Here is a 25872-nt window from a genome sequence, read left to right as displayed (position 1 = left end):
ACGTTCATTTGCGGCATCGCGCTGAATGTGATCGCCCTTATGTCCGTGATTGCAGTGACCTCCGCGCCGGTTCTAAGCGCAGTGCGGGTTGCCGACACTGAACCCCCGTTTTCAAAATGCATGGTCGGCGCGCGGGCCCCTTTCGACCTACTTGTTCGTTATAGCGTTGGCCGACTTACCCGGCCGCCCCATCTAGGAGGTGATCATGCCCAAACTAGCTCTTTACGTGCCTTTGAAGGCCAAACCCGGCAGGGAGAGTGACATCGCTGCTTTCCTCAAGTCGGCACTCCCGCTCGTGCAAGACGAGCCCGGGACGCTGACATGGTATGCGATCGAAGAAGGCCCCGGCGCTTACGCCATCTTCGATACCTTTGACACTGAGGAGGATCGACAGGCTCATCTCGACGGTAAAGTGGCTGCTGCACTAATGGAAAAGGCGGAAGATTTGTTCGCCGAGCCGCCTCAGATCCATAAGCTCACGCTTCTAGCCGCGAAATAGGGCGCGCCCGCCGGTCCTGTCATTTCGATTTGATGTCGAAGCAACGGCTGCTTGTGGGTTTAACCGCTTCTGCCGAGTGTAACTGCTGTAAAGGCACGTTGATGGCCAGCCATTTTTGGGCCGTTTCCGGAATGTCGGCTGTGAAGCTCCGGACAGGGCAAAGCTGACGGTCCGTTGGGTTTCTGCCTCGGCCAGTAGCCTCTCTTATTTTACACCAGACATGCCCCGCCACATTGCCGGCAAAATTCGCCGGTCATTTGTGCGGCGTCGATGCGATTTACACGGATGCCCTTCTGCAATATCCAGCAGTATATGAGCAAACGCGACCCTAACCTTGTCACTTCCGGCCTATCGGGTAGCCAATCGAAAGATGGGGTTTCTGTCGAGGTGAACATTTTTCGTCTGGAGGACGAAGGTCAATGGACCCTCGAAGTCGTCAATGAGAAGGGTACCTCGATCGTTTGGGATGCCCAGTTCGCAGATGATGACGCGGCATTCAGGGCGTTCGAGCAGGTAGTCGCTGATGAAGGTATGGCGACCTTTCTTGATAGCGCCAATGTCATCCCATTTCCCGGCCAGTGAAAGTGACCAGAATTCCCGTGAACCAATCCGACGTATGAATCGTCTGACCGGCTTGGTTTCGGGCGCCGGTAGTTTAGCTGCCATATCGTGGCGAGTTCTGGGCCGCTTCGAGACAGTCTGGTTTCGGGAGCTTTCCTAAGAAAACGGACAATCCGGTCGCGATTCAAATCGCGGCGCCGTGTCCCATCCACATCGCATTCAAAGACAAGCCCACCAGCTAGCGACATAACTCACGTTCCCTGCCATTTCGAAGACAATGCCTGTCGCAATGAGGTGCAAGCGATCGCTGCCTTACTGATTTTTATCGGAATGGTTGCGCCTATCCGGTTTCGGCCTGTGCGTTACGGGCAGCAGCAATCGCCGCTGCAAGCTCTTTTGCTGGACCCACTCCCCAGTAGTGGAGGAAGTAAAACATCGGTTCACCGCCGATCATGTGGTTATGCAATGCTACGATATGGATATCCCGCTCGCGCAGTGCGCGGAGCACGGGCTGGACTTCGTCCTCGGTCATGATGAAGTCACCATCCACGGCGGCAAGGTCGTTGGTGCCCGAGAACGCCGCCCAGGTCGTAAGCCCCATCGAACCACCGATCTCAACGCCGTGCATGCGGCCTTGGCGAGCGAAGGTGTATTTCACGACACCATCGGCGATGCTTGGCTCGGTGCCCAAGATTTCGCTCAGCGCCAGGGCTTCGATCGTGCCGTTTGCATCCGGCGTCATGCCACCGAAACTGCGCTGCGGCGTCGGCGAGGCGGCGCGCACTTCCTTGATGGCATCCCAGACGGCTTTTACACCCGCTGCCATCTTGGCGGTTTCCCCATGCCCGCCGATATGCATAAAATAGACCGGCGGATCGTCGAATATGAAATGATTGTGCAGCGCGGTGACGGTCAACCCGTTGGCGAGGGCAGCGTCCATCGCGGCTGTTATCTCATCCTCGAATACGACCGTGTCGCCCATGACCATCACTCCGCCATCGACGGGTTTGAAGGCAGCCCATGAGCCGAGACCTGCCGGGGGATCGAGGCGCATGCCGTCGACCATCACCGGCACGTCGGCGCGCGTCCAACCGATGCGTGCGACCCCATCGTCGGTCATGGTGACCTCCGAGTGCGATGCCTCGAAAATCAGTGCCTCGAGATTGCCGAGATTATCCTGCGCGTGAAGAGCCGCCGACATCGCTGATAGCGATAGAGCCAAGCCGCCGACGAACAATGTTCTGCGTAATTGCTTCATCTTAGTTCTCCTTGGATGTGATTTCAGGTGCCAGCCATCATTGCGAGGTAATACAGCGACCCAATGAGTGCGCTCACGAAGAGAACGAGCAACATCCCGATCTTGAAGCGCAGCATGGCGATCAGGGCCGCAGCGGCAATGACGACGGAGGCGACGTCGATCGTGGCGAAGTCCGGCACGAGCAGGCGTGCGCCGTAACCTCGAACCTCGTCAAGCCGTGCGAAGGCAACGTGCAGCGCAAACCAGATGGCAAGGTTTAGGATCACACCGACGACTGCTGCCGTCACCGCCGAAAGCGCCGCTGTCAGAAGCTTCACGCCGCGCAGTTTTTCGATAAATGGCGCACCAAGGAAAATCCATAGGAAGCACGGCACGAACGTGACCCACGTGACGATGACCGAAGCCGCGATGCCCGAAGCCACCGGGCCTAACATGTCTGCTTCGCGATATCCCCCCATGAACCCCACGAATTGGACGACCTGGATCAGTGGACCCGGCGTGGTCTCCGCCATGCCCAACCCATCGAGCATTTCACCGGGGGCAAGCCAGCCATGCGTCTGCACGGCTTCCTGCGCCATATAGGCCAGCACGGCATACGCGCCCCCGAATGTCACGACCGCGAGCTTGGAGAAGAAAACCGCCAGTTCCGTGAACACGTGATTTGGGCCAACAAGAAGGATCAGCGCAATTATGGGAGCTGCCCAGATGCTGCCCCAGATCAAGGCCGTGCGGACTGCTCCGCGCCATGTAGGCTGCGCTTTCGCCATACCGCCTGTATGAAGCACGGCTTCCGGCTCGCTCTCCCCGTCCTCGGTCGTTTCACGGGCGCGAATGACCAGAAACCGTGCAGGATCGAAATGCCCTCCAAGAAAACCGACCAGCGCGGCGGCCGCGATAATCAGCGGGAAAGGTGCATCGAATGCGAATATCGCCACGAAGGCTGCGGCGGCAATCAGATACATGGGCCAAGTTTTCAATGCCCTTTTCCCGATGCGCAGCAGGGCCTCGATGACTATGGCGAGCACCGCCGCCTTAATGCCGAAGAAAATCGCCTGGACGAAGCTGGCCTCCTGAAAACTGGCATAGAGCACGCTAAGCGCCATAATGCTGAGGAAGCCGGGAAGGACGAACAGGCATCCTGCGACGAGGCCACCGCGAACGCCGTGGAGCAACCAGCCAATATAGGTGGCAAGCTGCATGGCTTCCGGTCCGGGCAGGAGCATGCAGTAATTGAGCGCATGCAGGAACCGGTTCTCCCCGATCCAGCGCTTTTCATCGACTAGAATGCGGTGCATCACCGCGATCTGGCCCGCTGGTCCACCAAAGCTCAACGCGGCCACGCGCGCCCAGACACGCACCCCTTCGGAAAACGGGATCGGAGTTTGTTCTACGGAACCTGAATTAGCGGGAGAATTCATCAACGCGTCCTTCGCACACAGCTCATCGAGCCGGACTTGGGCGCATTGCCTTACCGGGCGCCGGAATAAGTGCCCGAAGTCAAACTGCTAGATCATTGATCTGGTGTTGTCAAAAGCCTTACGCGAACAGTCTGCCTTGCACTTGGAGAATGTCGGCTTTCGAGATCGGCATTTGTATCTCCGATTTCCGAATTGAGGGCACGAAGCCGCCCTCAGCTACTACCTAGTCCAGTGGCAGGTTTCAGGATCGCGACGAGACCGATCAAATGTCCAATATTGGGGCGCGTAGCTGCCATAGCCAGAGAGCCTAGGATCGCTGCGAAAGCGCAATCACCAATCTGGCGGCCAGCGCTTCTTCTGCGTTTGCACGCCGCGCTTTGATCTTCGAGACCAGCTGACGTTTGGAATGATCTGGCATGCTCACGATTGCGGCAAGCACCACAGCTTTCAGCAAGTCAGGATGCGCCGTAATCATATAGCGGTCCCCGGTACCTGATCGGCAGGACGACGTAGCCGCTCAACCAGCGAGCGCAGGCTGGCTGTGAGCACGAGGGTTGCGCTCCCCATCTTGATGATCTCGATCTCGTCTCTGGAAATGAGCACATAGAGTGTGCTGCGTCCGATCCCGAGATAGCGACAGGCTTCGGGTACGCGCATGGCGATCGGTTCGATGGCCTGGGGCCCGCATTGCTCGCAAGGATGCTCTGTCGTGCTCGCAGATGGCATAGCCGTCGATCCTTTCATCTTTCGGGTGATGACGGACCGACCTTGGGAAGCATGGAGGGAACAGGCCGGCCCGCCATCAGCACTGAGTATCGATCGATTAGGGCACCCTGCGCCACATGACGTTCCTACGCCGCAGCTGTCGTTCTTTCGCCGCAGCGCAGAGGCGTGGGGGCAAGCACTCCAGTCAAATGCACCGATGCTCATCGGGACGGCGAAGGACGTCCGGGCGAAAGCGGGTTACCGAACGAAAACAGCGCAGAACGCCAAGCGCCGTCGCCAATCTGTTTGATAGCAAAGAACTTTTTGAAATGAGCGCCGCAGGGGCAATATGGGTGCCGTCGCATATTACTGAACGAAACCAACCACCTGCGCCCCGACCGACGGCGGCGCTTTTATCTCGCCCTCATTTTCTTTCTTCAAATCAGACGCTTACGGACAAATACCCCACGCCGATTACGCCTGCAAGCGGAGTGCATCGCGACTGTATCCGGCGCTGCCAGCGACCTGCAGTGATAGCGTTGCGAGTGTGCTTCTGATTAGCAACCAAGCTGCAAAGTTTCTGTAGCGGCAGTGTCTAAGAGCGTCGCTAAATGATGCAACGCCAAGGCAGCGCAACGACGCGATCATCGCACACCAAGCGCCAGATATTCGGATTACGAGCGCACACGGGATACTCGACGATTGGTTGCAGCCACGCTCGTGGACGGCCTATGTGTCAGCTTCTGGGTCAATAATGTTGACGCTTTAATGTCGTGGTTTAGGGTGGGTGTGCGACGGTCGGCTTTTAGGCCGCGCATTCAATATAGAGGACATTGAACCGGCGACGAAGTTGGACCGTATGCGATCTGTCCGGCTTGCGCATTAGAAACTAAAATGCTGCCGTACGGCTTCCGACACCATTCGCGATATTTAAGAAAGGGTTGAGAATCGATCTCAGACGAAAGCGAAAGCTGGTGCCAATCCAAAGGTCGACGGATCAACATCTGGGCATTTCAGTTGGTGACCTAAACAGATACGATGGATTAAGTTCACCTACCCCCTAAAACGGCGACCATCGTCTTGCTGCGTTGCTCTGGAACTGCGCGCTTGCCGCTCATTCGACCAAAGTCTATGAGACGAGCGTCGGCAGAATCAAATGTCGATAAAGCGTGCCGGTAACGGGAACGCAGTGAGGTCTCGATAGGCCAATTCTGCGGCTGTCCCTGCAACTGTAAGCGGCGAGCGCGTAACATGGGTGGGGTTGGCTCCACAACCACTGGGCGGCAATTGTCGTCTGGGAAGGTATGTTTCGTGCGACAACCCGTGAGCCAGGAGACCGACCGGCGCGTGTCGCTCTTGCCGGGCTCATGGGATTGGCCAGGCGCGAAACGAATTTCGTCCGGGCGACGAGTAGCGGTTGGAGCCGCATCGGCAGGACTGCCGGGGGATGCACGCGTCCGTCCCTAGCAGTCTCGTCGACCGCACTCGTGCGGACGCTCCGGCCAAGTCGCCCGGCGCCCCGGAAATTCGTTCTCATGAAATACATTCACCTGTCGCTTCTGTCTTCCGTGCTTCTGCCGGCTCCATCGCTCGCTCAGACCATCGATCCCGCTGCCGATCCAGAGACATCCAACACCTCGATCGTCGTCACCGGGAACCGCGCCACCGATCCCATGCCGCTCGACCGGATCGGCGGATCGGTCACCGTCCTCGACGAGCAAATCCTCGACCGGAGGCAAGTCCGCGAGGTGTCCGACGTGCTCCGCGACGTCCCAGGGGTCGCGGTCGGACGGGTTCCCGGTCAGACACAGCTTCGGTTGCGCGGTGCTGAAGCCAACCATACGCTCGTCCTCGTTGACGGGATCGAGGTGTCGGATCCCTATGCCGGCGAGTTCGATTTCGGAACGCTTATCGCCGACGAGGCTTCGCGGATCGAGGTGCTGCGCGGACAGCAGAGCGCGATCTACGGGTCGGACGCGATCGGCGGCGTCATCCAGTACATCACTCTCGACGGCCGCGATGCGCCCGGGGCGGTCGCGCGGATCGAAGCCGGTTCGTTCGGCATGGTGAACGGTGCTGCCCGGATCGCTGGATATAGTGGCGATCTCGACTACGCGCTGTCCGCCACACTCAATACCACCGATGGCACGCCAGGCGCCCGGAACGGCACGCGCGATCTTGCGAACGACAGTGGTGCGGTGTCGCTGAAGACGACGTTCGCGCCATCAACCAATGCACGCCTCACTGGTGTATTACGCTACGCGCGCACCAATGCCGAATTCAACGACAGCGATTCCGATCCGGGAAGTCCGACCTTCGGATTCCAGGTCGATAGCCCCGGCAACCGCTTCGAGAACGAGGCTATCTATGTGCTCATCAGGGGCGAGCTAGACTTGCTCGACGATCGCTGGACCCAAGCGTTTTCGGCCCAGATCGCGGATACCCGGCGCGACGGTTTCGCTTCGACTGGACGCAGCTATGGCAGCGAGGGCCAGAGGTTGAAAGGGTCCTACGATACGACGTTGCGTATCGAGGCTGGCGGTCTGACCCACCGGGTCACGGCGGCTCTCGATGTCGAACGCGAACGCTTCCGTAACACCGATCCGACCGGCTTCGCATTCACCGGTCGCCGACAGATCGACAATGTCGGTCTCGTCGGCCAGTATGCGATCGATCTCGGAGACCGAGCGAGCGCGTCCGCATCCATCCGCAGGGACTGGAACGACCAGTTCGCCGATACAACCACGTACAGGCTTCAGGCGAGCTATCGGATCGCTGCGGCTACGCGAGTGCGCGGGGCCGTCGGATCGGGGGTGAAGAACCCCTCGTTCTACGAACTATATGGGTTCGTGGACGGCCGTTTCATCGGCAATCCCGACCTCAGGCCCGAGAAGTCGAGCGGATGGGAGATCGGGATCGACCAGTCGCTGTTCGGTGAGCGCGCTTCAATCGGGGTCACCTATTTCGAGAGCGAACTGGACGAAGAGATCTTCACTTCTTTTCCGCCCCCGAACTTCGTCGCCAGCCCTGGCAATCGCGATACCGTATCCAAGAGAAACGGCGTCGAAGTGTTCGGCGAGGCGCGCTTCGCGGAAGCTTGGCGCGTCAATGGAGCCTACACCTATCTGCGTTCCCACGAGGATGGCGCGCGCGAAGTGCGGCGGCCCTCCCATACCGCCAGCCTGGCTGTCGACTGGCGCGCTCCCAAGGATGCCGGAGGGGTCACGCTCGTTGCGCGCTACAATGGAGAGACGATCGACAGCGCTTTCATCGATCCCTCGTTCGTGCCGGTTCGCGTGCAACTGGACGACTACTTTCTGCTGAACGTCAACGCCGACGTGAGGGTGATGGATAATGTCGAGCTGTTCGGCCGAGTCGAGAATTTGACGGCCGCCGATTACGAGGATGTCTTCAGTTTCGCGACGCCCGGACGCTCGTTCGCCATTGGCGCGCGCGCGCGTTTCTAAGGAGAATTTCGATGACGGATGAAATGATAGCAAAGTCCGACATTGCGAGGTTCGCATGGCCTGTCACACTTGCCTTGGCGACGGTGGGCGGATCGCTGGTTGCCGCCTGCATGATGCCGTTCGTGGCTGTTACGATCGTGACCGCCGCGACCATGCGCCGCTCGCTCGCGTTAACGACGATCCTCGCGATCTGGGCGACCAACCAGTTGCTGGGGTTCACCGTCCTCGGCTACCCGCACACGGGATATGCGTTCGCCTGGGGCGGTGCGCTGGGCATCGCATCTATTCTCGCCATGCTCGCCGGTGCCATCATCATGGGAGAACAAAACGAGCTGAGCACCCTTCGGACATTTGGCGCCTTTCTGATCGGCTTCGCTGTTTACGAGGCTGCGCTATTCGGGTTTGCTTTGGTGGTAGGCGGGACAGAGACTTTCACGATGGCGATCGTGGGACAGATCTTCGCGAACGATGCATTATGGTTCGCAGGACTGTTGTTGGCGTCCTGGCTCCTCGCCAGAGCCGCTCCCACGCTATTCGGACCTTCTCCGCGAATACGGTTCGCCTGACATGGCGCAGCCGCGCATCGTGTCCCTCCTGCCGAGCGCGACCGAAATCGCCGTCGCACTCGGATTGGGAGAGAGCCTCGTCGGTCGCTCGCACGAATGCGATTATCCGCTTTTCGTAAAGGCATTGCCGGTCGTCACGTCGACCAGACTCGAGAAAGGACTGACGTCGCGGCAGATCGACGACCGGATCCAGGAAATCGTGAGGCAAGGACTGTCGGTATACGAAGTCGATACCGCGCTTCTGCGGGACTTGCGGCCCGACCTCATCTTGACCCAATCGCAATGCGCGGTCTGCGCGGTCACCCCTGCCGATCTGGAAGAAGCACTCGGCGACTGGATCGGAACCGCCCCGACGCTGCTGTCGCTGGCACCCGATACATTGGAAGATGTATGGAGCGATTTCGCTAAGGTCGCCGAAGCGGCGGGAATTCCCGAGCGTGCATCATCGGTCGTCGGTGACTTGAAGGAGCGGATGTCAGGGCTATCCCGAAGTAGCGCGGAGAGGATGGATCGCCCGCGTGTCGCCGCGATCGAATGGATCGATCCGCTGATGGCCGCAGGAAACTGGGTACCCGAACTAATCGAGGCGGCCGGCGGTCACCCATTGTTCGCGCGAGCCGGAGAACATTCCTCGTGGCTGAATTGGGACGACTTGATTGCCGCCGATCCCGATCTGATCGTTGCGATGCCCTGCGGATATCTGTTGCCACAAACGCTCGCCGATCTGGGGTCGCTCGTCGACCACTTCGGTTGGAAAGACCTTACCGCGGTTCGCAAAGGGAAGGTCTTTGCCGTTGATGGCCACCATCTTTTCAATCGTCCTGGCCCACGACTCGTCGAGTCGGCTGAACTGATCGCGCAGTTGGTTGGGGCGACGCCAACACAGGCATTGGAGATGGGACGGGATTGGATCTCCATCGATGGGGTTTGACGATGTTTTTCGCGCTATTCGACGCGAAACGAGCGCATCAGCCCTTGTTTTCAAAGCTGCGTACCGATACTCAAAATCAGCTGCATGCAAAGTTGCGCGCATTCAGCTTCAAGTTCGCACCGGTAACGGGAACACAGTGAGGCCCTCCAAGGTCAAATCTGCGGCTGTCCCTGCAACTGTAAGCGGCGAGCGAGAAATACTGGCGGGTCACTCCGCAACCACTGGACTGATTGTTTGGTTCGGGAAGGTGTATTTCAAGTGATGACCCGCGAGCCAGGAGACCGACCGGAGCGAGTCGCTCTTGCCTGATTCATGGGATTGGTCGGGCGCGGAATCATTTTCATCGGAGCGACGATAAGCGGCTTGGATTGCTCCGAGCACGCCCGGTCGGCGTATCGCGTCCGTTGACCAGGCTGCTCGGCCGAGGTCCGGAGATCCAAGCCACTATATCGGCGTGAAGGGCTCAGAGCCCACGGAGAAAATGCCATGTTCAAAACTAGGGTCCGGACTTCTGTGGTTGCCGCCTGTAATGCAAGAGGGTTTGTGACCTTTTGAGCTGGTGATCGAGTGCGGTCTTCTGTCAGGCCTTTACTGCGGCGCTTTCAGAGGCCGCTGGCCGGTATGGTGATCCGCGGATCAGGTCCAAAACTCATTACCGAGCTGAGTGCTCAGAGTCCTGAACTGGTTTTCCTGATCCAGATCTATTCGATCATTTGCCCATTCGGGTCGTCGCCTTCTCACACTCCCTTTCATCCAGCCTGTCTCAGGCAGCCTCCTATCAGGCAGCCATGACCAGTACCGGATCTCTGAAATCTTCGTTCTTCGTCAGCATGGCCCAGATCTGGCGCGCCATCTTGTTTGCCAAGGCGATCGCGACCAGCATTCGCGGTTTGCGGCTCATCATACGTGCCAGCCAAGAGTTTTCCGGGATCGACTTGCGTCCCATCCAGTTCAAGCGTGACATAGCGCCAATGATCAGCATCTGCCGGATGTCAGCCTGACCGGCTTTGCTGATCCGCCCGAGCCGTTCCTTGCCGCCTGATGAAAACTGTCTCGGCACCAATCCAAGCCAAGCTGCAAAGTCGCGACCACTGCGAAAGCTCGACATGTCAGGTGCAAAGGCTTCCACAGCCATCGCAACAAGCGGGCCGATGCCGGGCATAGTCTGCAATCGCTTCGATACCGGCGTAGTAGACGCAAGTTCCTTGATCTTCGCTGTCTTCGTGTCAATCCAGCCACTGAGTACGGCGATTTGCTCAAGCATTGCCAAGCACTCCTCGCGCATCAAAGCGGGCAGATCGCTGTCCGGCATCTCCAAAATCCCACGGATGCGCGGAATATGATGGACGCCTTGCGGGATAATGTGCCCGAACTCATACAATGCTGCCCGCAATGCGTTCACCGCCTGGGTCCGCTGACGCACAATGCGCTGGCGTGATCGATACAGGATCGCCGCGCTCTGCTGCTCCTCGCTTTTCCGTTCAACAAAGCGCATCTCGGGTCGCTGGGCGGCGATCACGATCGCTTCGGCATCCGCAGCGTCGTTCTTTTGCCGCTTCACAAATGGACGGACGTAGCTGGGCGCGATCAGCCTCACCTCGTGACCAAGTCCAGTGAGCACACGGGCCCAGTAATGAGCGCTACCGCAGGCCTCCATTATAACGATGGAGGTAGGCTGTTTGGCCATGAACGTTCCAAAAGCCTTCCGCGACAGCTTGTGTTGAAACCGGATCTCGCCGTTCATCGACGCCCCGTGAACCTGGAAAACAGACTTTGCCAGATCTACACCAATCATTGTATTTATATTCATGGTTGCCGTCCTCTCTGCTCGTGGTTGAAGCACCACTATCTTGGCACATCGCGATGCCGTCAGGGAGGGCGGCAACCACCCCATCTCATTAGAGCCACCATGTGACGAATGCTGCGATGGCGATGGTGGCCATGAAGGTCTTGATATTGCGGTCGAAGCGGGTGGCGACGCGGCGCCAGTCCTTGAAGCGGCAGAACATGCGTTCGACGACATTGCGCTGGCGGTATATCTGCCGGTCATGCTCGATCTGCACCTTGCGGTTGGACTTCGACGGGATGACCGGGGTGGTGCCGCGTTCGATCAGCCAGGAACGCAAAGCGTTGCTGTCATAGCCCTTGTCGGCGACCAGATAGTCGGATGGCGGTACGGCATTGATCGTCTGGATAGCGACCTTGGCATCGTGCGTGTTGCCCGGCGTCAGCAGGAGGACGTGCGGGCGGCCCTTCTCGTCGCAGACGGCATGGAGCTTGGTGTTGCGTCCGCCTTTGGTGATGCCGATACCATGAGCCAAGGCCCCCCTTTTGCGCCGCCGGCGGTGCGGTGGAACTTGATGCAGCTGCTGTCGATGAAGAGCCTTTCAGGGACGCCATCGACCCCGGCGAGCTGGGCGAAGATCCGTTCCCACACGCCGCGTTCGGCCCAGCGCCGGAAGCGGTTGTAGAGCGTCTTCTTCGGACCGTAGACATGTTCCGGGCAATCGCCCCAGCGACCGCCGCTCTTCAGAGCATGGACAATCCCGGAGAGCACCCGACGGTCATCGACCCTCGGCATACCACGCGTATCCTGCGGCAGAAGCGGTTCAATCCGCGCCCACTGCTCATCCGAAAACCAGAAGAAATCCGCCATCCACCACACCTCCTCACTGGAGGCAGGTGAATCACATCTCGATGCTGCTGTGAATCCCGTTTATGGGTCCGGACCCTAAAACGAAGGTTCTGGCACTCTCGGCTGCAATCGCATTTGGCTCTTCTGCCGCGGTTGCTCAGCAAACGGATATCGGGCCATTTCTACCCGAAGTGGGACAGGCCATAGCTGCGGCCGAGCAAGGTGCGCAAAACATCTGTGCTTCGAATGGCGGTCTGGCATCTTTCAACGTCATTCGCATAATCCAGAACGCCGGTTATTTCGCGGCGCAATTTGAGTATTCATGCAACGGTTGATTCTCAGGCCACTTCGCATTGAATGAGAACGATGAACGGCGCTGGCTTAAACCCGGCGCCGTTTTCGACTGCGGTTCGCGACCGCCCTTTTGTCGACCGCTGACATTCTGAATTTTTCGCGACGATTTGTTGTGTCTCGGAGAGTGTAGCGCGTAGCTGCCGCTATACGATCAACTGTTTTTGGGCGTTCAGATCTCGTACCAGAATGGCTGGGATTGAGGCGCGTTACCAACGACAACCGGTTCTTCATGAACGACCGCTTTTGGCGATAGGTCGAATGCGCTGCTACCACCGAAATGGGGTCGATAGCCGAAGGTCTGCTTCCGGCAAGCCAGATCGATAAGCTGCCGGCCAATCAAATCGGCGTCTACTGCTTATCCGGGCACGATTTGGCATCGGCTTGAAGCTTTTCGAGGCGTTCTGTGCATACATCGTGGACGACGCGACCCAGCTCTTCGACTTGCTCACCGAGCCAATCGAGTTCTTCCTTGTTGATGCGGTAGTGCTTCGAGTAGCGCGCCTTCACGTAAGCTTCCTTGAGCTTCTCGAAGCGTGCGCGATCACGCTTCGTTTCACGCGGCCAGACGTAAGTAAGACGCGGGTCGATCCGTTCAGCCTGGGTGCGCAGGAATGCAAGATTGTGGTTATGCGGCGTATAGAAGGTGCAAACGAGCAGAACGCAGTGATAAAGGCGCTCAGCCGCTTGGTGCAGTTCAAACGCTGCTTTCTTGTTCCAGCCTCTTTTCGTGGCCTCGTTCCCCTGGATGAGAAACTGCTCGGCTGACGGCATCCACTCGTCAAAATACTCCTGAGCCATCGCCAGCGCCTGTTCCAGCGTCTTCGGCTTGGGCGTATGCAGGTCGGTGTCGTCGGATTGGTAGAGCGCAACCCCGTCCTCCTTCACATCCATGAAGAAGTAGCGCCCATGTGCCAGCCCGTTATTCACCTCTTGCAGGGTATGCACGATAAAATTGACCGGCGTCTGGAGCGTACCGGTAACGCCATATTCGCGCATTAGCCGGTCATCGAGCTTCGCCCAGTACTTCACCCTGTCAGTGAGTCGCTTGTCGTTGACGATGATCAGAAGATCAAAGTCGGAGCGGTATCCCTTGGCCGTGTGAGGCTCGTCGACCCAGGTCCCGCGAGCATAGCTGCCGTAAAGAATGACCTTAAGTATCCGCCCGGCCTTCTTCCACTCATGCTTAGCGAGCGCGAAGGCATCGTCGAATTCTTCGAAGATAAGCTGCACGACGCGCTCGATCTCGCGCTGCTTTTGCGGGGGAAGATGATCGAGGTCGGTCTTCATCGTTTAATCTCTAGCAAGCAGCCGCGAAGCTTGCACCTGCCGAGTGCATAAGGCGCGCAGTGACGGCGCACCCCAAAGCGCTGAGGAGCCGCGCGCCGCTGTGCCTAGTGTTAGCAACAATCCGAGAAGGATTGTCGTTAGCATTGTTAAGGGATGCTGGAGCCAAGCATTTCTGCGGGTTTGAGGCCTGTTTCGGTTCCTGATAGTCCGAGCTTTGGGTTCCTGATAGTCCGTGAATCCCGGTTCCTGATAGTCCGAACAGACCACAGGCTTATCCACAAGGCCCATCCCCATTTCTGGAGACGGGCTTTGATTTGGAGCGCTATCCACGAGCTACCGCAGTTTTTCAATCTGACTTTTGGGCAATCTTAGCCAAGTAGGCGTCATGCAACTGCACGCAAAGCTGCCAGTGTGCGCGCTTGCTTGATCTCCCGCACGCTCCGCAACTCGCCACCGTCCAATAGTCGCGCAATCTCTGCCGCCACTTGATCCGCCGCGATGATGAGCGCGGTATCCAGGTGCACATAGCGCTGGGTTACGCCGCGCGGGGCGTGACCGAGTAGGCCCGAGATGGTCAGTTCACTGAAACCTTGCGCCGCTGCCATGCTGGCAAAGCTGTGGCGCAGGGTGTGCGGTGTCACTCTGTCCAGGCCTGCACGCGCGCAGACTCGGCCCAGCACCCGAACGACGCCTACGAAATGCCCATCGCCCCAATCCGCCGGGAAGATGAAGGGCGAATGACTGGACAAAGCCTGAGCCTCCAGCACGTGCATTGCTGAGTCTCCGGCCACGCGGATCTGCGGACCGGACTTGGTATCCGGAAAACGGACGAGATTGTCGTCGGGCTGAACCCATGCCTTGCGCATTGCCAGCACTTCCGTGCGGCGAAAACCGGTGAGAAGCATGACGCGGATCGCAGCGAGGCCGGCCGGGTGTTCGCCCTCGCGTTCCATCTGCGTCATCACCTTGCCAAGGTGACGGATTTCGCCAGCGCTCAGATATCGCTTCACCTTCTGCGAGGCCATGATGCGCACGCCTGTTGCCGGACTAACCTCAATAATGCCGAGGCGGCGGGCGTGATTGAGTAGAGCGCGAAGCGTGCTGATGGCGCGGGCAGCAACGCCTGAGCCGCCGGCCGTTTGCCCACCTCGGCTTGTGCGCCTCGCTCGGGCGGTTCGACCAGCCGCAATATCACCTTGCAAGCGTTCAATATCTGCCAATTTCAATTGGCTGACCACGCGATTGCCGATCAGCGGCTTAATGTGGAGTTCAATACGGCTTCGATCACCTGCGACCGATGACGCCTTGATGGGGCGGCGGTTTCGTCCGATCAGCCGACCGGATTCGGCCTCGGCAAGATACCAATCGCAAACTGCTGCGATTGTCAGCCCCGTACGGACCGAGTGCCGTTCGGCGGATGGGTCGGCCCCGTCGATCACAGCGGCGAGCTTCTTTTGGGCGAGGTCGCGGGCTTGCTCGACAGTCAGAACACCATATTGGCCTATAACACAGCGACGGGTCCTCGCCTCTTGGTTTCGATATTGGATGATAAATGTTTTGGTGCCGCTGGGTTTAACGCGAACGCCAAAACCGCGCAGTTCGCTGTCCCAAAGAAAGGTGTCGCGCTCTCGGTTGGATTTGAGCGCCTCGACGGTGCGTTTAGTTAGTCTGGTCATGCGATTTGTCCTTGATTTGAGTTGTCATTCCTTTCGAAGTTGCTCCTGCGCTCCGGTGGCCCACGCGCTTGATATTTGCTTCCCCACACAGGTGCAGCATGGCCGGGGAAGCAGGGGGGAAGCAGTAGGAGGGAAACCGCCGGAAATCGCAGCGTACCAATGGGGACTCGATGTGAGAAACAAGCAATTGATATTGCCTGGAATATCGTAGATTTTACTGAATACGAAAACGATAGCGAAAATGCCGAGAGGCAGTTGCCAAGGTTGGGGTCGGGCGTTCGAATCGCCTCGCCCGCTCCATTTTCCTTTATGATGAGAATTTTGTTCGGCGTGCCGTACGATGCGGTTCGTCGTGCGAATTTGCGTTTTGTCGCAGCAATGGTTGCGTTCCGATCTCGCATCGCTATCAAGCGCGTTATGTTGTATCACACCGTTTCGCTTCGCCGTGGCCTTGCCACTTCCATCTCCCTGATCGCACTGGCTCAAGCCGCACCTGCATTTGCCCAAGACGCTGCTGCGCAAGACAAGGCCGAGGCGACCAGCGCCGAAGACGATCTGCACAATCGGCGCATCGCTTTTGACGGTACGATCATCGTCAGTGCCGAGGCCTTGCGCGAATTCGACCTTCTCGCCGGCAGCGATGTGATGGAAGGCGAAGAGCTCGATGCCAATATGGACGGCCAGCTGGGTGAAGTTCTCACCAGCATCCCCGGCGTTACGGCAAGCGGCTTCGCACCGGGCGCTTCCCGCCCGATCCTGCGCGGCTTTTCGGGCGAACGGGTCAAGGTCCTCGTCGACGGTATTGGTGCGATCGACGTGTCCAATACTTCCGCCGACCATGCGGTCTCGATCGATCCGCTAACGGCGGAAAGCATCGAGGTGCTTCGCGGCCCGGCCGTGCTTCTCTATGGTAGCCAGGCCATCGGTGGTGCCGTCAACGTCATCGACAAGCGAATCCCGCGCCGCATTCCTGCGGAAGACTTCCATCTCGACGCCCTGGTCCGCGCCGACACGGTGAAGGACTTGCGCGAGGGCGGTGCCTCGCTCGATGTTCCGCTCGGTGGCGGCTTCGTGGTTCATGCCGATGGGATTTATCGCCAAACCGATGATCTCGAGGTCCCGGGGTTCGTGCTGTCCGAAGATTTGCGCGCCGACCTGCTCGCCGATGCGGCCGAAGAAGAGGAAGAGGGCGCTTTCGAAGAGGCCGAAGAGCTTCGCGAAGCGGCCAACGCCAGCGACACTCTCTTCAACAGCGGCACCGAGACATGGGCGGCCAATGGCGGCCTTGCGTTCTTCCGGAACGATTCGAGCCTTGGCGTCTCCGTCGGGGTTTACGACACCTTTTACGGAGTTCCCATCCTGCCCGGTGCCCACCACCACGAAGAAGAGGGCGAAGAGGCCCACTCCGAAGAGGAGGAAAAAGGTCCCGAAACGGTCAGCATCGGTCTGCGCCAATATCGCGCCGACATGCGCGGCGATATCGTGCTCGGCGACGGAATCTTCGAACGCCTCAAGATCCGTGCCGGTTATTCCGATTACACGCATACCGAATTCGAAGGGGACGAGGTCGGCACCGTATTCGACGTGCAGGGTATCGAGGCAAGGGCCGAACTGCTCCAGAATCAGGATGGGGTCTTGCGCGGTTCGATCGGGACCCAGTTCTACTTCCGAGATTTCGCCGCCGAGGGTGCGGAAGCCTATGTCGCGCCGAACCGGACCGAGCAGATTTCATTCTTCACCCTGCAGGAATACGGCAATGGTCCGCTCCAGCTCGAAGGGGCGCTGCGCTACGAGATGACCGACGTGGATTCGGTCCCGCTCGGCATCGAACGCGATTTCGACAGTGTCTCCGGCGCGGTCGGTCTGGCCTATCAGGCAACGCCTAGTTCCCGTACCGGTGTGAACCTCTCGCGGGTGGCCCGCGCGCCAAGTGCGGAAGAACTGTTCTCCGAAGGGCCGCATATCGCGACGCAGCAGTTCGAGATCGGCGATCCCGACCTCAGCATGGAAAAAGCCTGGGGTGTCGAACTGTTTGCGCGTGGCAGCCTGGGTCCGGTCGACCTTTCCGTGGCTGCCTACCGGTCTTGGTTCGACGAATACATCTACCTCAGCGAGACCGGCCTGGAAGAAGACGAGCTGCCGGTGTTCGAATACCTCCAGCAGGATGCGACCTACACCGGCGTAGAAGGCCAAATTGCCTGGACCTTCATCGACACACCCGGCTTCGACCTCACTGCCGACTTGCGCGGCGAGTATATCGAGGCCGAATTCGGCAACGGTTTCAAGGTGCCGCGCATTCCACCGCTAGGCCTGATGGGCGCGCTGGAAGCCGATACCGGCAACCTCACGCTGCGCGGCGAGGTCGAATGGTTCGACGACCAGAACGACGTCGCGCCCTTCGAGACGGCAACCGAAGGTTTCACCTTCGTCAATGCATCGGCCACATGGCGTCCGCTGGAAAGCGACCCCACCCTTGCGGTGATCCTGAAGGCCGAGAACATCTTCGATGAAGAAGGCCGGCGCCATTCCAGCTTCACGAAGGATTTCGTCCCGCTTCCCGGCCGCAACATCAGCGTCGCGGTGCGCATGAGCATGTAACTTCGAGAAGGGGGGCGTCGGCGCCCCCCTTCCTAACCTTCGGCTTCGAAGGTGAGATGCGCGTGTTCGCGCATCCGTTCGACCAGTTCCTCCGCCAGAAACGATCCCGGTGTTCCCACGCCGCCTTCGGCCTTACTCTGCAATAGTGCCATGCCCGTTTCGCCGAGCATTCGGCTGGTCGAACCATATCCCGGATCGAACTTGCCCTTCACCGCGTATCTGATCTGCTTTCCGTCGGGCCACTCGCCGATGAACAGCACGTCGTAGAAGCCGTTCTCGCGCTCTTCCTTTGTCGGTCCTTCACCCGGCTTCGGCGGCTTGGCGCCAAAGGGGTTTTTCATCAAGTCTACCATCGCGTTGGCGGCGGCCTTGCCCGCGTCCCCCGGGCTGGTCAGCACCATCTCGTCGTAACGGAAATCCGTTCCATAGGGGTGGCCGCGGAGGAAGTTGGTGCGGTGGACATTCTTGGTGTTGATCGGCGCCATGACGAAGGGCGCCGCCCATTTGCCGGTGTCTTCCTCGTAATGCGGTACCATCCCCGAGGGCTGATCCGGCCCTTCGAAGCCGGGCGTGAGCGCAAACGCATCGCGCAGAACGCCGATGACCTTCGCATCCTTCATCGCTGCTTTCATCGTCGCGCCGAGGCTGGCTGCGGTCCCGCCTGAGAAGGTGCCCTTCATCGTGCGGACGCGGCCCTTGACGCGGGGCGCCGGAGAACCGTGACGCGTGACCGCCTCTTTCTGCAGCATCAGCACGCCGAGGTCGAAGGGGATCGAATCGAAACCGGATGAAAAGCAGATCCTGGCTCCGCTGGCCTTGGCGGCTTCGTGATGCTGGGCGATCTTCTCCGCCATCCAGGCCGGTTCGCCGCACAGATCGGCATAGTCGGTTCCGGTCTTCACGCAGGCTTCGACCAGCGCATTGCCGTAAAGCTGGTACGGGCCGACCGTCGTCAGGACCACCCTGGTGCGCCGGCACATGGCTTCGAGGCTGGTGGGATCGTCTGCATCGGCCACGATCATCGGCGTGGTCGAAGGCGCGCCGATTTCTTCGCGTACCGCAGTCAGCTTGTCTTCGCTCCGGCCGGCCATCGCCCATTTCGGGCCGTGATCGCTATTGCCGTATTCGCGAACGAGATGTTCGGCGACGAGGCGTCCCGTGTAACCGGTCGCGCCATAGACGATGATATCGAATTCGCGGCTGTTTTCTTGGTTGGCATCGGTCATGCAATCTCTCCTTCGGGCGAGGTGATGCGCCGTGATGCCGTGCGAGTCAAAGCCGCTACGTCGTGAGCGCTTGCAAGGCCGGGAGCAGCAGCGAAGGGTTGACGATGGACGTTCTTTTCAAACCCGTGAACTTCCGCGGATTCCGCGCAGGATCAGGGGCTTGAGTGTAAGCTTGGCGCGGCGGGTGTGACCTTTGCAGATGGACGGCTCGGTCATCGACTGGGACTAGGCGTGTAGAGAAGAGAGGCATGGGCTTCACCGTCGGTTGGCAAAAGTCCATGCGATAGCGCCTTGGCGATCTGTAGGAAAACGGCCGGTCCATTGCTGGCAGAAGACCCAGCGGCGAAGGCTCTTACAACCTTGGCAACGTCACTCCGCGCTGGCCCATATATTTGCCTGCGCGGTCGGCATAGGTCACTTCGGGCCGCTCGTTCCCTTGCAGGAACAGGAACTGGCACGCGCCCTCATTGGCGTAGATTTTCGCGGGCAAGGGTGTGGTGTTCGAGAATTCGAGCGTCACATGGCCTTCCCAGCCCGGCTCCAGCGGCGTGACGTTCACAATAATGCCGCAGCGGGCGTAGGTGCTCTTGCCGAGGCAGATGACCAGCACATCATCCGGCACGCGAAAATACTCGACTGTCCGGGCGAGCGCGAAACTGTTGGGCGGGATCACGCAGACATCTGTCTGGCGATCGACGAAGCTTGTCGCGGCGAAATCCTTCGGGTCGACCACGGCATTGTCGATATTGGTGAAGATCTTGAACTCGTCCGCCACGCGTGCGTCATAGCCATAGGAAGACAGGCCGTAGCTGATGGTCCCGTCACGCCGCTGGCTCTCGACGAAGGGTTCGATCATGTCGCGTGTCGTGGCCGCTTCGCGGATCCATTTGTCGGAGAGAATCGCCATGCCGCTGTGATTCCGCAAAGCAGCGCATGCATCAAGCGGAGGCGGGATTTAATCCCCCTCCTAGGCGGCGTGGAGCTTGCCGGTCCCCCGTGCGCCGCCGTCCTTCGCATCCAGCCCGTCGAAGATCGCATCGACGATATGGGCCAGCTTGTCCTCGGAAAGGCGGTCTCCGATCATCGCGATGAGGTAGGGCTGGATATAGCTGAGCACCATCTGGTTGATGACCGACCGGGCATAGTCGACGTCCATCCCCGCAAGGTGACCGTCCGCCTGCGCTTCGGCAATCAGTTCGCAAAGATAGTGATCGCCCAGATCGACATAGCTCTGGGCATATTCGAAATACCGTTCGCCCATTTCGACATAGAGGCGGAAGGTGGCGGGATCGTCCTGGAAGTTCTTGCGCAGCAGTGCGAAGCGGCGCGCGAAGAATTCGTACATCTTGCGGCGCGGGGGAAGACCGCTTCCCATCACCTCGTCCATCACTGCGATCTTGGGCGCGAACCACTCGGCGGTGATCGCTTCCAGCAGATCGCCTTCCTCGGGAAAGACAGCCTCCATCCGCGCGCGAGCTATGTTGAGTTCCGCCGCGAGCCGCGCACGCGTAACTTCCTCGCCCGTGCGTTCGAGGAGCTCCATTGCCTCGAGAGCAAAGCGCCTCCGCTGCTGATCGATATCCTTCTCGCCCACCTGTCCCGGCTCCATTGGAAGCTTCCTCGTGCCCATTTAGCGGATCAGGAGCGGGGTTAAACCCCCGCGCCTCGGATCAATCGCTATTCTTTGGGGGCATCGGGATGAAGGCGGAGGTCCGGCGCCTGTATTTACCGTAACCGGGCCGCGAATGTTTCATTCCCTTTTCCAAGAGGGCCGCGCCAGACCATTTGATCAGCGTGAAGGTGAGGAAGATCGGACCCGCCACGGTCCACAGGGCGACTTCCCAGCTGATACCGGCGGCGACCAGCCAGATACCCCACCAGGCGCAGGCATCGCCGAAATAGTTGGGGTGACGGGTATAACGCCACAGCCCCCGGTCCATAACCATGCCCTTGTTCGCGGGATCGGCCTTGAACCGGGCAAGCTGCCAGTCGCCGACCCATTCGAAGACAATGCCGACCAGATAGAGCGCCACGCCGATGACGGCCACAACGGTCAGGCGGTCTTCTCCCCCTGCGGCGAGGATGCCGGCCTGCGCCGGCGAGCTAACGAGAAACAAAAGGACGGCCTGTCCCAGCCAGATCTTGGTCAGCGCGGTCGAGGCAAAACGGCCCTCTTCGCGCGCATTCCTGAGCATGCGGGCATAGCGCTTGTCTTCGCCCTCCGCGCGCCACCTGCGGAAGAGATAGATGCCGAGCCTGAGTCCCCACGCCGCCGTCATTCCCAGAAGCAGGTGAGCGAGTAGCCCCCGTTGTTCGAGTTGCAGCCAGCTTGTGAGCGCCATCAGCGCCATGCCTGCGCCCCAGTAGGAATCGATGAACGAGACATCGCCGATCTTCACAGAAACGAGCCAAAGCATCAACGTGACGCCCACCAGAGTCGCAGCGTTGACTAGGAGGGCGTCGATCATTTCTTCATCTCTCCCACGGTCTGCGTGCTCTTTTCAAGCGCCACGAAGCGATCGCAATCGGGACGCTTTTCACGGTAGAAGGCGGCGATCTTCGCCAGGTCGGCGCGGTAATCGCCGGTCGGCATGATCGGCTCGCCCATGCCTCCGACCAGCTTCGCATTGTCGACCCATGCGGGCACGATGGGTACGCCCGCGGCCATGGCGATATGGTAGAAGCCGCTGCGCCAGTCGCCCTTGAAGGTCCGCGAACCTTCGGGGGCGATCACCAATGCGAGGTCATCCGCCGCGGCGAATGCAGCCGCGACCTGTTCGACATAGTTCGCCCGCTTGGCGCGATCGACCGGGACGCCCCCCATGTCGAGCATGAAGTCGGTCATCGGCCATTTGAACAGGCTGCTCTTGCCCATGAAGCTCGGGCGGATGCCGAGTTCATGCGTGGCGCCAATAAAGAAAATGAAGTCCCAGTTGGAGGTATGGGGTGCACCGAGGATTATGAACTTGCGCGCTTCGGGCCGCCGTCCGTCGATGCGCCAGCCCTTCCAGCGATATAGCAAGATCAGCAATCGCCGAACGAGACGGCTCAGCAGCGATGGCTTGCGATTGGTGGCGCTCGGCATTCTCTCTCCTCCCGCCCGGTTAGCAGGTCCGGGCGGGAAAGCGAGAGGAACCGCGGTGTCAGACCCGGTCGCGTTCCGTCAACGAGGGGTCGGTGCCGGGCCGTGTCGGTGCGCCGGTACCCGACTCCAGCCGGTCGTCCACGCCGTCCCCATCGCGGTCGGCCACTTCGTTGGTCATTTCACCATAGAGCGCTTCATAGTGATTGATGGCGCGGCGCAATTCCTCGGTCGTGGCATCGCTCGACCGGTCGGCGATTTCGTGTCCGGCGAGGTAGTGCTTGGCCACGTCACCGTGATCGACGGTGAGATCGGCATGGCGCTTCTCGAAATCGGCCATCGGATACCCGCGAAGGTTCATGATGTCGGTGAGCAGGCGATCCGCCCGGCTTACAGCTTCCATCGGACTGTCGACGAACAGCGCCTTGGTATCCCTCCATTCACCGGCATAGCGATCGCGTTCTTCCGAAGTAAGCGGACGGATTTCGAGTTTCTTGACCCGTTCCTCGCGCTCGATCAGATCGGTTTCGGCATCGCGCCGCCCGCCTTTGGCTTCGAGCGTGCGGTCATATTCCTCGCCATATCGATCGCGCAATTCCTTGGTGCGGTTGCGCTGGATGAACAGCCACGCGAGCAACGCCCCGACAACGAGGACGATGAGCACGATGGCAATGGTGACTTCTTGGCCTTCCATGGGAATTCTCCTGTTCCCGGTCCAACCCCCACGGTCATGAGAGAGGAATGTCTGGAAGGCCTGTGAAGTTCCTCACTTACATACGGAAAACGCCGAATTGCGGGCGTTCCGCTATGGGGGCTTCCAGTGTCGCAGCAAACGCGAGGCCGAGGACATCGCGGGTCTGGGCCGGGTCGATCACGCCGTCGTCCCACAGGCGGGCAGTGGCGTAATAGGGGTTGCCCTCGTCTTCGTATTTCTGGCGGATCGGGGCCTTGAATTCCTCTGCCTGCTCATCGCTCCAGCTGTCGGCATCGCGGTGGACGGTGGCGAGGACCGACGCGGCCTGCTCGCCGCCCATCACGCTGATGCGCGCATTGGGCCAGGTGAACAGGAAGCGCGGGGAATAGGCGCGGCCGCACATGCCGTAATTGCCCGCTCCGAAGCTGCCGCCGATGACCACGGTGACCTTGGGCACGGAGGCGGTGGCGACGGCGGTGACCAGCTTGGCGCCGTGCTTGGCGATGCCTTCCGCCTCGTATTTACCGCCAACCATGAAGCCGGAAATGTTCTGGAGGAACAGCAGCGGAATGCGGCGCTGGCAGGCAAGCTCGATGAAATGCGCGCCCTTCTGCGCGCTTTCGGAGAACAGCACGCCGTTGTTGGCGAGGATCGCCACCGGCATCCCCCAGATATGAGCGAAACCGCAGACGAGCGTGCTGCCGTAATGCTGCTTGAACTCGTGGAAATCGCTGCCGTCGACGAGGCGGGCGATCACTTCGTGAACGTCATAGGGCGCGCGGACATCCTCGGGCACGATGGCGTAGAGGTCTTCCGGGTCGAACTTCGGTGGGCGCGGTTCGCGCAGTGCGACGCCTTGGGCCGCGGCGTGGTTTTCGCCCAGATGGCTGACGATATCGCGCACGATGGTGAGCGCGTGCTCGTCGTTCTCGGCGAGGTGGTCGACCACGCCGGATTTCTTCGCATGCAGATCGCCGCCGCCGAGGTCCTCGGCGCTGATTTCCTCGCCCGTCGCCGCCTTCACCAGCGGCGGGCCGGCAAGGAAGATCGTGCCCTGGTTGCGCACGATGACCGTCTCGTCGGACATGGCGGGAACATAGGCTCCGCCCGCAGTGCAGCTACCCATGACGCAGGCGATCTGCGGGATGCCGAGCGCGGACATGTTCGCCTGGTTGAAGAAGATACGCCCGAAATGGTCGCGGTCGGGGAAGACCTCGGCCTGATGCGGCAGGTTCGCCCCGCCGCTGTCGACGAGATAGATGCACGGCAGGCGGTTTTCCTGGGCGATTTCCTGTGCGCGCAGGTGCTTCTTGACTGTCATCGGATAGTAGGTGCCGCCCTTCACGGTGGCATCGTTGCACACGATCATCACCTGCCGGCCCGACACGCGCCCGATCCCGGCGATCAGTCCCGCGCCGTTGATCGCGTCCTTGCCGTACATGCCATTGGCGGCAAGTTGGCCAATCTCGAGGAAAGGACTGCCCGGATCGAGCAGCCGCTCCACCCGCTCACGCGGGAGCAATTTGCCCCGGCCCACATGCCGCTCCCGGCTGCCTTCGGAGCCGCCCAGCGCGGCAGCGGCAACGGTGGACCGCAGGTCCACGGCGAGCGACTTGTTATAGTCGAAACGCGCCTCGGCATCGGGTGCCTCGCGGTCGAGCGTGGAGGTCAGGACGGGTGCGGTCATCCCGCCGCTCCGATCAGTTCACGCCCGATAAGCATGCGCCTGATCTCGTTGGTGCCCGCGCCGATATCGAGCAGCTTGGCATCGCGCATGTAGCGCTCTACCGGCCAGTCGAGCGTGTAGCCCGCACCGCCCAGCGCCTGGACGCTCTCGGCCGCGACGCGGAAGGCGTTCTCGCTCGCGAGCAGGATTGCGCCTGCCGCGTCGAAACGCGTGGTTTTTTCAGCGTCGCAGCTCTTGGCGACGGCATAAGTGTAGGCACGCGCCGATTGCAGCGCGACATACATGTCCGCCACCTTGGCCTGCATCAGCTGGAAGGACCCGATCGGTTTGCCAAACTGGGTACGCTCGCGAAGGTAGGGGATGACCGTGTCGAGGCAGGCCTGCATCACGCCGAGTTGCAAGCCCGCGAGCACGACGCGCTCGTAATCGAGCCCGCTCATCAGCACGCCGACACCGCCGTTTTCGGGGCCCATCACGTTCTCGTCCGGAACGAAGCAATCGTCGAACACCAGTTCCGACGTCGGCGAGCCGCGCATGCCCAGCTTTTCGATCTTCTGGCCGATCGAAAAGCCTTCGAAACCCTTTTCGATCAGGAAGGTGGTGATCCCGCGGCTGGCCGCCTGCGGATCGGTCTTCGCATAGACCACCAGCGTATCGGCATAAGGCGCGTTGGTGATCCAGAACTTGGTGCCATTGAGCACGTAGCCGCCCTCGACCTTTTCCGCCTTGGCCTTCATCGAAACGACGTCCGACCCGGCGCTCGCCTCACTCATCGCAAGGCTGCCGACATGCTCGCCGCTGATCAGCTTGGGCAGGTATTTCGCCTTTTGCGCCTCATTGCCCCAGCGCGCGATCTGGTTGACGCAGAGGTTCGAATGCGCGCCGTAGCTGAGGCCGACCGACGCGCTGGCGCGGCTCACTTCCTCGACCGCGATCACATGTTCGAGATAGCCGAGACCCAGCCCGCCGTCCGCTTCCGGAACGGTGATGCCGTGCAGGCCCAGTTCGCCCATCTGCTGCCACAGTTCGTCACGCGGGAACCAGTCCTCGCGGTCGACCTTCTCGGCCAGCGGGGCGATCTGTTCGTCGGCGAAGCGGCCGACACTCTCGCGGATCATGTCGGCGCTCTCGCCGAGCTGAAAATCGAAATCGGGGGTAGCGCGCAAAATCGTCTCTCCTTGGCGGACCGGACAGGTCCTGCATTTTCTACGCCGCCCGATAGCCGAGC

At 60.1% G+C, this 25872-nt stretch carries 21 protein-coding genes and 2 riboswitches; of the genes, 6 read left to right on the top strand and 15 right to left on the bottom strand.

The window, feature by feature from the left end:
• The first annotated feature begins 205 nt into the window (after positions 1-205).
• Together GRI69_RS11500 and GRI69_RS11495 are read left to right on the top strand one after the other, a co-directional pair.
• Positions 206-499 carry a putative quinol monooxygenase gene (locus GRI69_RS11500; protein ID WP_160683805.1) on the top strand — a complete coding sequence of 98 codons (294 nt, stop codon included), beginning with the start codon at positions 206-208 and terminating at the stop codon, positions 497-499.
• Positions 500-811: 312 nt separating this feature from the next.
• A complete protein-coding gene (locus GRI69_RS11495; RefSeq protein WP_160683802.1) occupies positions 812-1081 on the top strand; it encodes a hypothetical protein in 270 nt (89 codons plus the stop codon).
• 319 nt (positions 1082-1400) lie between these two features.
• Here the strand turns inward: GRI69_RS11495 and GRI69_RS11490 are convergent, their stop codons facing one another.
• The 3 genes from GRI69_RS11490 to GRI69_RS11480 all read right to left on the bottom strand — a co-directional run bounded on the left by GRI69_RS11490 (position 1401) and on the right by GRI69_RS11480 (position 4462).
• Positions 1401-2318, bottom strand: a complete 918-nt coding sequence (locus tag GRI69_RS11490; RefSeq protein ID WP_225081837.1) for a DUF1259 domain-containing protein — start codon at positions 2316-2318, stop codon at positions 1401-1403.
• Between the two features lie 23 nt (positions 2319-2341).
• The gene (gene chrA / locus GRI69_RS11485) at positions 2342-3736 is read right to left on the bottom strand and encodes a chromate efflux transporter (RefSeq protein ID WP_119512568.1); all 1395 of its coding nucleotides are present in this window, start codon (positions 3734-3736) and stop codon (positions 2342-2344) included.
• A 471-nt stretch (positions 3737-4207) separates the two neighbouring features.
• A complete protein-coding gene (locus GRI69_RS11480; RefSeq protein ID WP_119587909.1) occupies positions 4208-4462 on the bottom strand; it encodes a helix-turn-helix domain-containing protein in 255 nt (84 codons plus the stop codon).
• Between the two features lie 1106 nt (positions 4463-5568).
• A riboswitch (cobalamin riboswitch) is annotated at positions 5569-5800 on the top strand.
• Positions 5801-5976: 176 nt separating this feature from the next.
• Between GRI69_RS11480 and GRI69_RS11475 the strand changes: the two genes are divergently transcribed.
• Genes GRI69_RS11475 through GRI69_RS11465 form a run of 3 tightly spaced genes read left to right on the top strand, consistent with a single transcriptional unit; the run spans position 5977 to position 9405 of the window.
• Positions 5977-7908: a TonB-dependent receptor plug domain-containing protein gene (locus GRI69_RS11475; RefSeq protein ID WP_037447551.1), complete on the top strand. Its 1932-nt coding sequence runs from the start codon at positions 5977-5979 to the stop codon at positions 7906-7908.
• Between the two features lie 11 nt (positions 7909-7919).
• A complete protein-coding gene (locus GRI69_RS11470) occupies positions 7920-8474 on the top strand; it encodes a hypothetical protein (RefSeq protein ID WP_051749615.1) in 555 nt (184 codons plus the stop codon).
• A 1-nt stretch (position 8475) separates the two neighbouring features.
• On the top strand, positions 8476-9405 hold the full coding sequence (locus tag GRI69_RS11465; protein WP_037447548.1) for a cobalamin-binding protein: 930 nt from the start codon (positions 8476-8478) through the stop codon (positions 9403-9405).
• A 103-nt stretch (positions 9406-9508) separates the two neighbouring features.
• Positions 9509-9709, top strand: a riboswitch (cobalamin riboswitch).
• Positions 9710-10183: 474 nt separating this feature from the next.
• On the opposite strand, the gene GRI69_RS11460 is transcribed toward GRI69_RS11465, so the two are convergent.
• From GRI69_RS11460 to GRI69_RS11445, 4 genes are all read right to left on the bottom strand, one after another.
• Entirely contained in the window at positions 10184-11215 is a 1032-nt protein-coding gene (locus tag GRI69_RS11460; RefSeq protein WP_160728432.1) for an IS110 family RNA-guided transposase, read from the bottom strand.
• An 88-nt stretch (positions 11216-11303) separates the two neighbouring features.
• Positions 11304-12061 (bottom strand): IS5 family transposase gene (locus tag GRI69_RS11455; RefSeq protein ID WP_160683796.1). Its coding sequence is split into 2 segments (ribosomal slippage): positions 11304-11725 and positions 11725-12061, totalling 759 coding nucleotides; the frame shifts between segments, so codons are not numbered across the junction.
• A 681-nt stretch (positions 12062-12742) separates the two neighbouring features.
• A complete protein-coding gene (locus tag GRI69_RS11450; RefSeq protein ID WP_119587875.1) occupies positions 12743-13681 on the bottom strand; it encodes a HEPN domain-containing protein in 939 nt (312 codons plus the stop codon).
• Positions 13682-14064: 383 nt separating this feature from the next.
• Positions 14065-15357 carry a tyrosine-type recombinase/integrase gene (locus tag GRI69_RS11445; protein WP_160728406.1) on the bottom strand — a complete coding sequence of 431 codons (1293 nt, stop codon included), beginning with the start codon at positions 15355-15357 and terminating at the stop codon, positions 14065-14067.
• A gap of 417 nt (positions 15358-15774) precedes the next feature.
• Here GRI69_RS11445 and GRI69_RS11440 point away from each other — a divergent pair, with 417 nt between their 5' ends.
• The gene (locus GRI69_RS11440) at positions 15775-17955 is read left to right on the top strand and encodes a TonB-dependent receptor (RefSeq protein WP_160728405.1); all 2181 of its coding nucleotides are present in this window, start codon (positions 15775-15777) and stop codon (positions 17953-17955) included.
• Positions 17956-17987: 32 nt separating this feature from the next.
• Here the strand turns inward: GRI69_RS11440 and GRI69_RS11435 are convergent, their stop codons facing one another.
• The 8 genes from GRI69_RS11435 to GRI69_RS11400 form a co-directional block, all read right to left on the bottom strand.
• Positions 17988-19181, bottom strand: coding sequence for a saccharopine dehydrogenase family protein (locus GRI69_RS11435; protein WP_160728404.1), 1194 nt, complete (start codon positions 19179-19181; stop codon positions 17988-17990).
• A gap of 352 nt (positions 19182-19533) precedes the next feature.
• On the bottom strand, positions 19534-20088 hold the full coding sequence (gene dcd / locus GRI69_RS11430) for a dCTP deaminase (protein WP_160728403.1): 555 nt from the start codon (positions 20086-20088) through the stop codon (positions 19534-19536).
• Positions 20089-20148: 60 nt separating this feature from the next.
• Entirely contained in the window at positions 20149-20790 is a 642-nt protein-coding gene (locus GRI69_RS11425; RefSeq protein WP_160728402.1) for a hypothetical protein, read from the bottom strand.
• Positions 20791-20851: 61 nt separating this feature from the next.
• Positions 20852-21649: a DUF1295 domain-containing protein gene (locus GRI69_RS11420; RefSeq protein ID WP_160728401.1), complete on the bottom strand. Its 798-nt coding sequence runs from the start codon at positions 21647-21649 to the stop codon at positions 20852-20854.
• Positions 21646-22266, bottom strand: coding sequence for a 1-acyl-sn-glycerol-3-phosphate acyltransferase (locus GRI69_RS11415; protein ID WP_160728400.1), 621 nt, complete (start codon positions 22264-22266; stop codon positions 21646-21648). The genes GRI69_RS11420 and GRI69_RS11415 overlap by 4 nt, the downstream gene beginning before the upstream one ends.
• A gap of 58 nt (positions 22267-22324) precedes the next feature.
• Positions 22325-22957: a hypothetical protein gene (locus GRI69_RS11410; RefSeq protein ID WP_202391983.1), complete on the bottom strand. Its 633-nt coding sequence runs from the start codon at positions 22955-22957 to the stop codon at positions 22325-22327.
• Positions 22958-23033: 76 nt separating this feature from the next.
• Entirely contained in the window at positions 23034-24644 is a 1611-nt protein-coding gene (locus tag GRI69_RS11405) for a carboxyl transferase domain-containing protein (RefSeq protein ID WP_160728399.1), read from the bottom strand.
• Positions 24641-25810 carry an isovaleryl-CoA dehydrogenase gene (locus GRI69_RS11400; RefSeq protein WP_160728398.1) on the bottom strand — a complete coding sequence of 390 codons (1170 nt, stop codon included), beginning with the start codon at positions 25808-25810 and terminating at the stop codon, positions 24641-24643. Before GRI69_RS11400 ends, GRI69_RS11405 begins: the two co-directional genes overlap by 4 nt.
• Positions 25811-25872: the final 62 nt, after the last annotated feature.

Source organism: Qipengyuania vulgaris, from assembly GCF_009827325.1.
GTDB lineage: Bacteria > Pseudomonadota > Alphaproteobacteria > Sphingomonadales > Sphingomonadaceae > Qipengyuania > Qipengyuania vulgaris.
The sequence above is the reverse complement of the archived record's forward strand: the minus strand, read 5'-3'. Positions and strand labels throughout refer to the sequence as shown.

Bases quoted from the DNA above. Each gene is read 5' to 3' on its own strand.
- GRI69_RS11500 (WP_160683805.1), top strand. From the start codon at position 206: ATGCCCAAACTAGCTCTTTACGTGCCTTTGAAGGCCAAACCCGGCAGG.
- GRI69_RS11495 (WP_160683802.1), top strand. From the start codon at position 812: ATGAGCAAACGCGACCCTAACCTTGTCACTTCCGGCCTATCGGGTAGC.
- GRI69_RS11490 (WP_225081837.1), bottom strand. From the start codon at position 2,318: ATGAAGCAATTACGCAGAACATTGTTCGTCGGCGGCTTGGCTCTATCG.
- chrA (WP_119512568.1), bottom strand. From the start codon at position 3,736: ATGAATTCTCCCGCTAATTCAGGTTCCGTAGAACAAACTCCGATCCCG.
- GRI69_RS11480 (WP_119587909.1), bottom strand. From the start codon at position 4,462: ATGCCATCTGCGAGCACGACAGAGCATCCTTGCGAGCAATGCGGGCCC.
- GRI69_RS11475 (WP_037447551.1), top strand. From the start codon at position 5,977: ATGAAATACATTCACCTGTCGCTTCTGTCTTCCGTGCTTCTGCCGGCT.
- GRI69_RS11470 (WP_051749615.1), top strand. From the start codon at position 7,920: ATGACGGATGAAATGATAGCAAAGTCCGACATTGCGAGGTTCGCATGG.
- GRI69_RS11465 (WP_037447548.1), top strand. From the start codon at position 8,476: ATGGCGCAGCCGCGCATCGTGTCCCTCCTGCCGAGCGCGACCGAAATC.
- GRI69_RS11460 (WP_160728432.1), bottom strand. From the start codon at position 11,215: ATGAATATAAATACAATGATTGGTGTAGATCTGGCAAAGTCTGTTTTC.
- GRI69_RS11450 (WP_119587875.1), bottom strand. From the start codon at position 13,681: ATGAAGACCGACCTCGATCATCTTCCCCCGCAAAAGCAGCGCGAGATC.
- GRI69_RS11445 (WP_160728406.1), bottom strand. From the start codon at position 15,357: ATGACCAGACTAACTAAACGCACCGTCGAGGCGCTCAAATCCAACCGA.
- GRI69_RS11440 (WP_160728405.1), top strand. From the start codon at position 15,775: ATGTTGTATCACACCGTTTCGCTTCGCCGTGGCCTTGCCACTTCCATC.
- GRI69_RS11435 (WP_160728404.1), bottom strand. From the start codon at position 19,181: ATGACCGATGCCAACCAAGAAAACAGCCGCGAATTCGATATCATCGTC.
- dcd (WP_160728403.1), bottom strand. From the start codon at position 20,088: ATGGCGATTCTCTCCGACAAATGGATCCGCGAAGCGGCCACGACACGC.
- GRI69_RS11425 (WP_160728402.1), bottom strand. From the start codon at position 20,790: ATGGAGCCGGGACAGGTGGGCGAGAAGGATATCGATCAGCAGCGGAGG.
- GRI69_RS11420 (WP_160728401.1), bottom strand. From the start codon at position 21,649: ATGATCGACGCCCTCCTAGTCAACGCTGCGACTCTGGTGGGCGTCACG.
- GRI69_RS11415 (WP_160728400.1), bottom strand. From the start codon at position 22,266: ATGCCGAGCGCCACCAATCGCAAGCCATCGCTGCTGAGCCGTCTCGTT.
- GRI69_RS11410 (WP_202391983.1), bottom strand. From the start codon at position 22,957: ATGGAAGGCCAAGAAGTCACCATTGCCATCGTGCTCATCGTCCTCGTT.
- GRI69_RS11405 (WP_160728399.1), bottom strand. From the start codon at position 24,644: ATGACCGCACCCGTCCTGACCTCCACGCTCGACCGCGAGGCACCCGAT.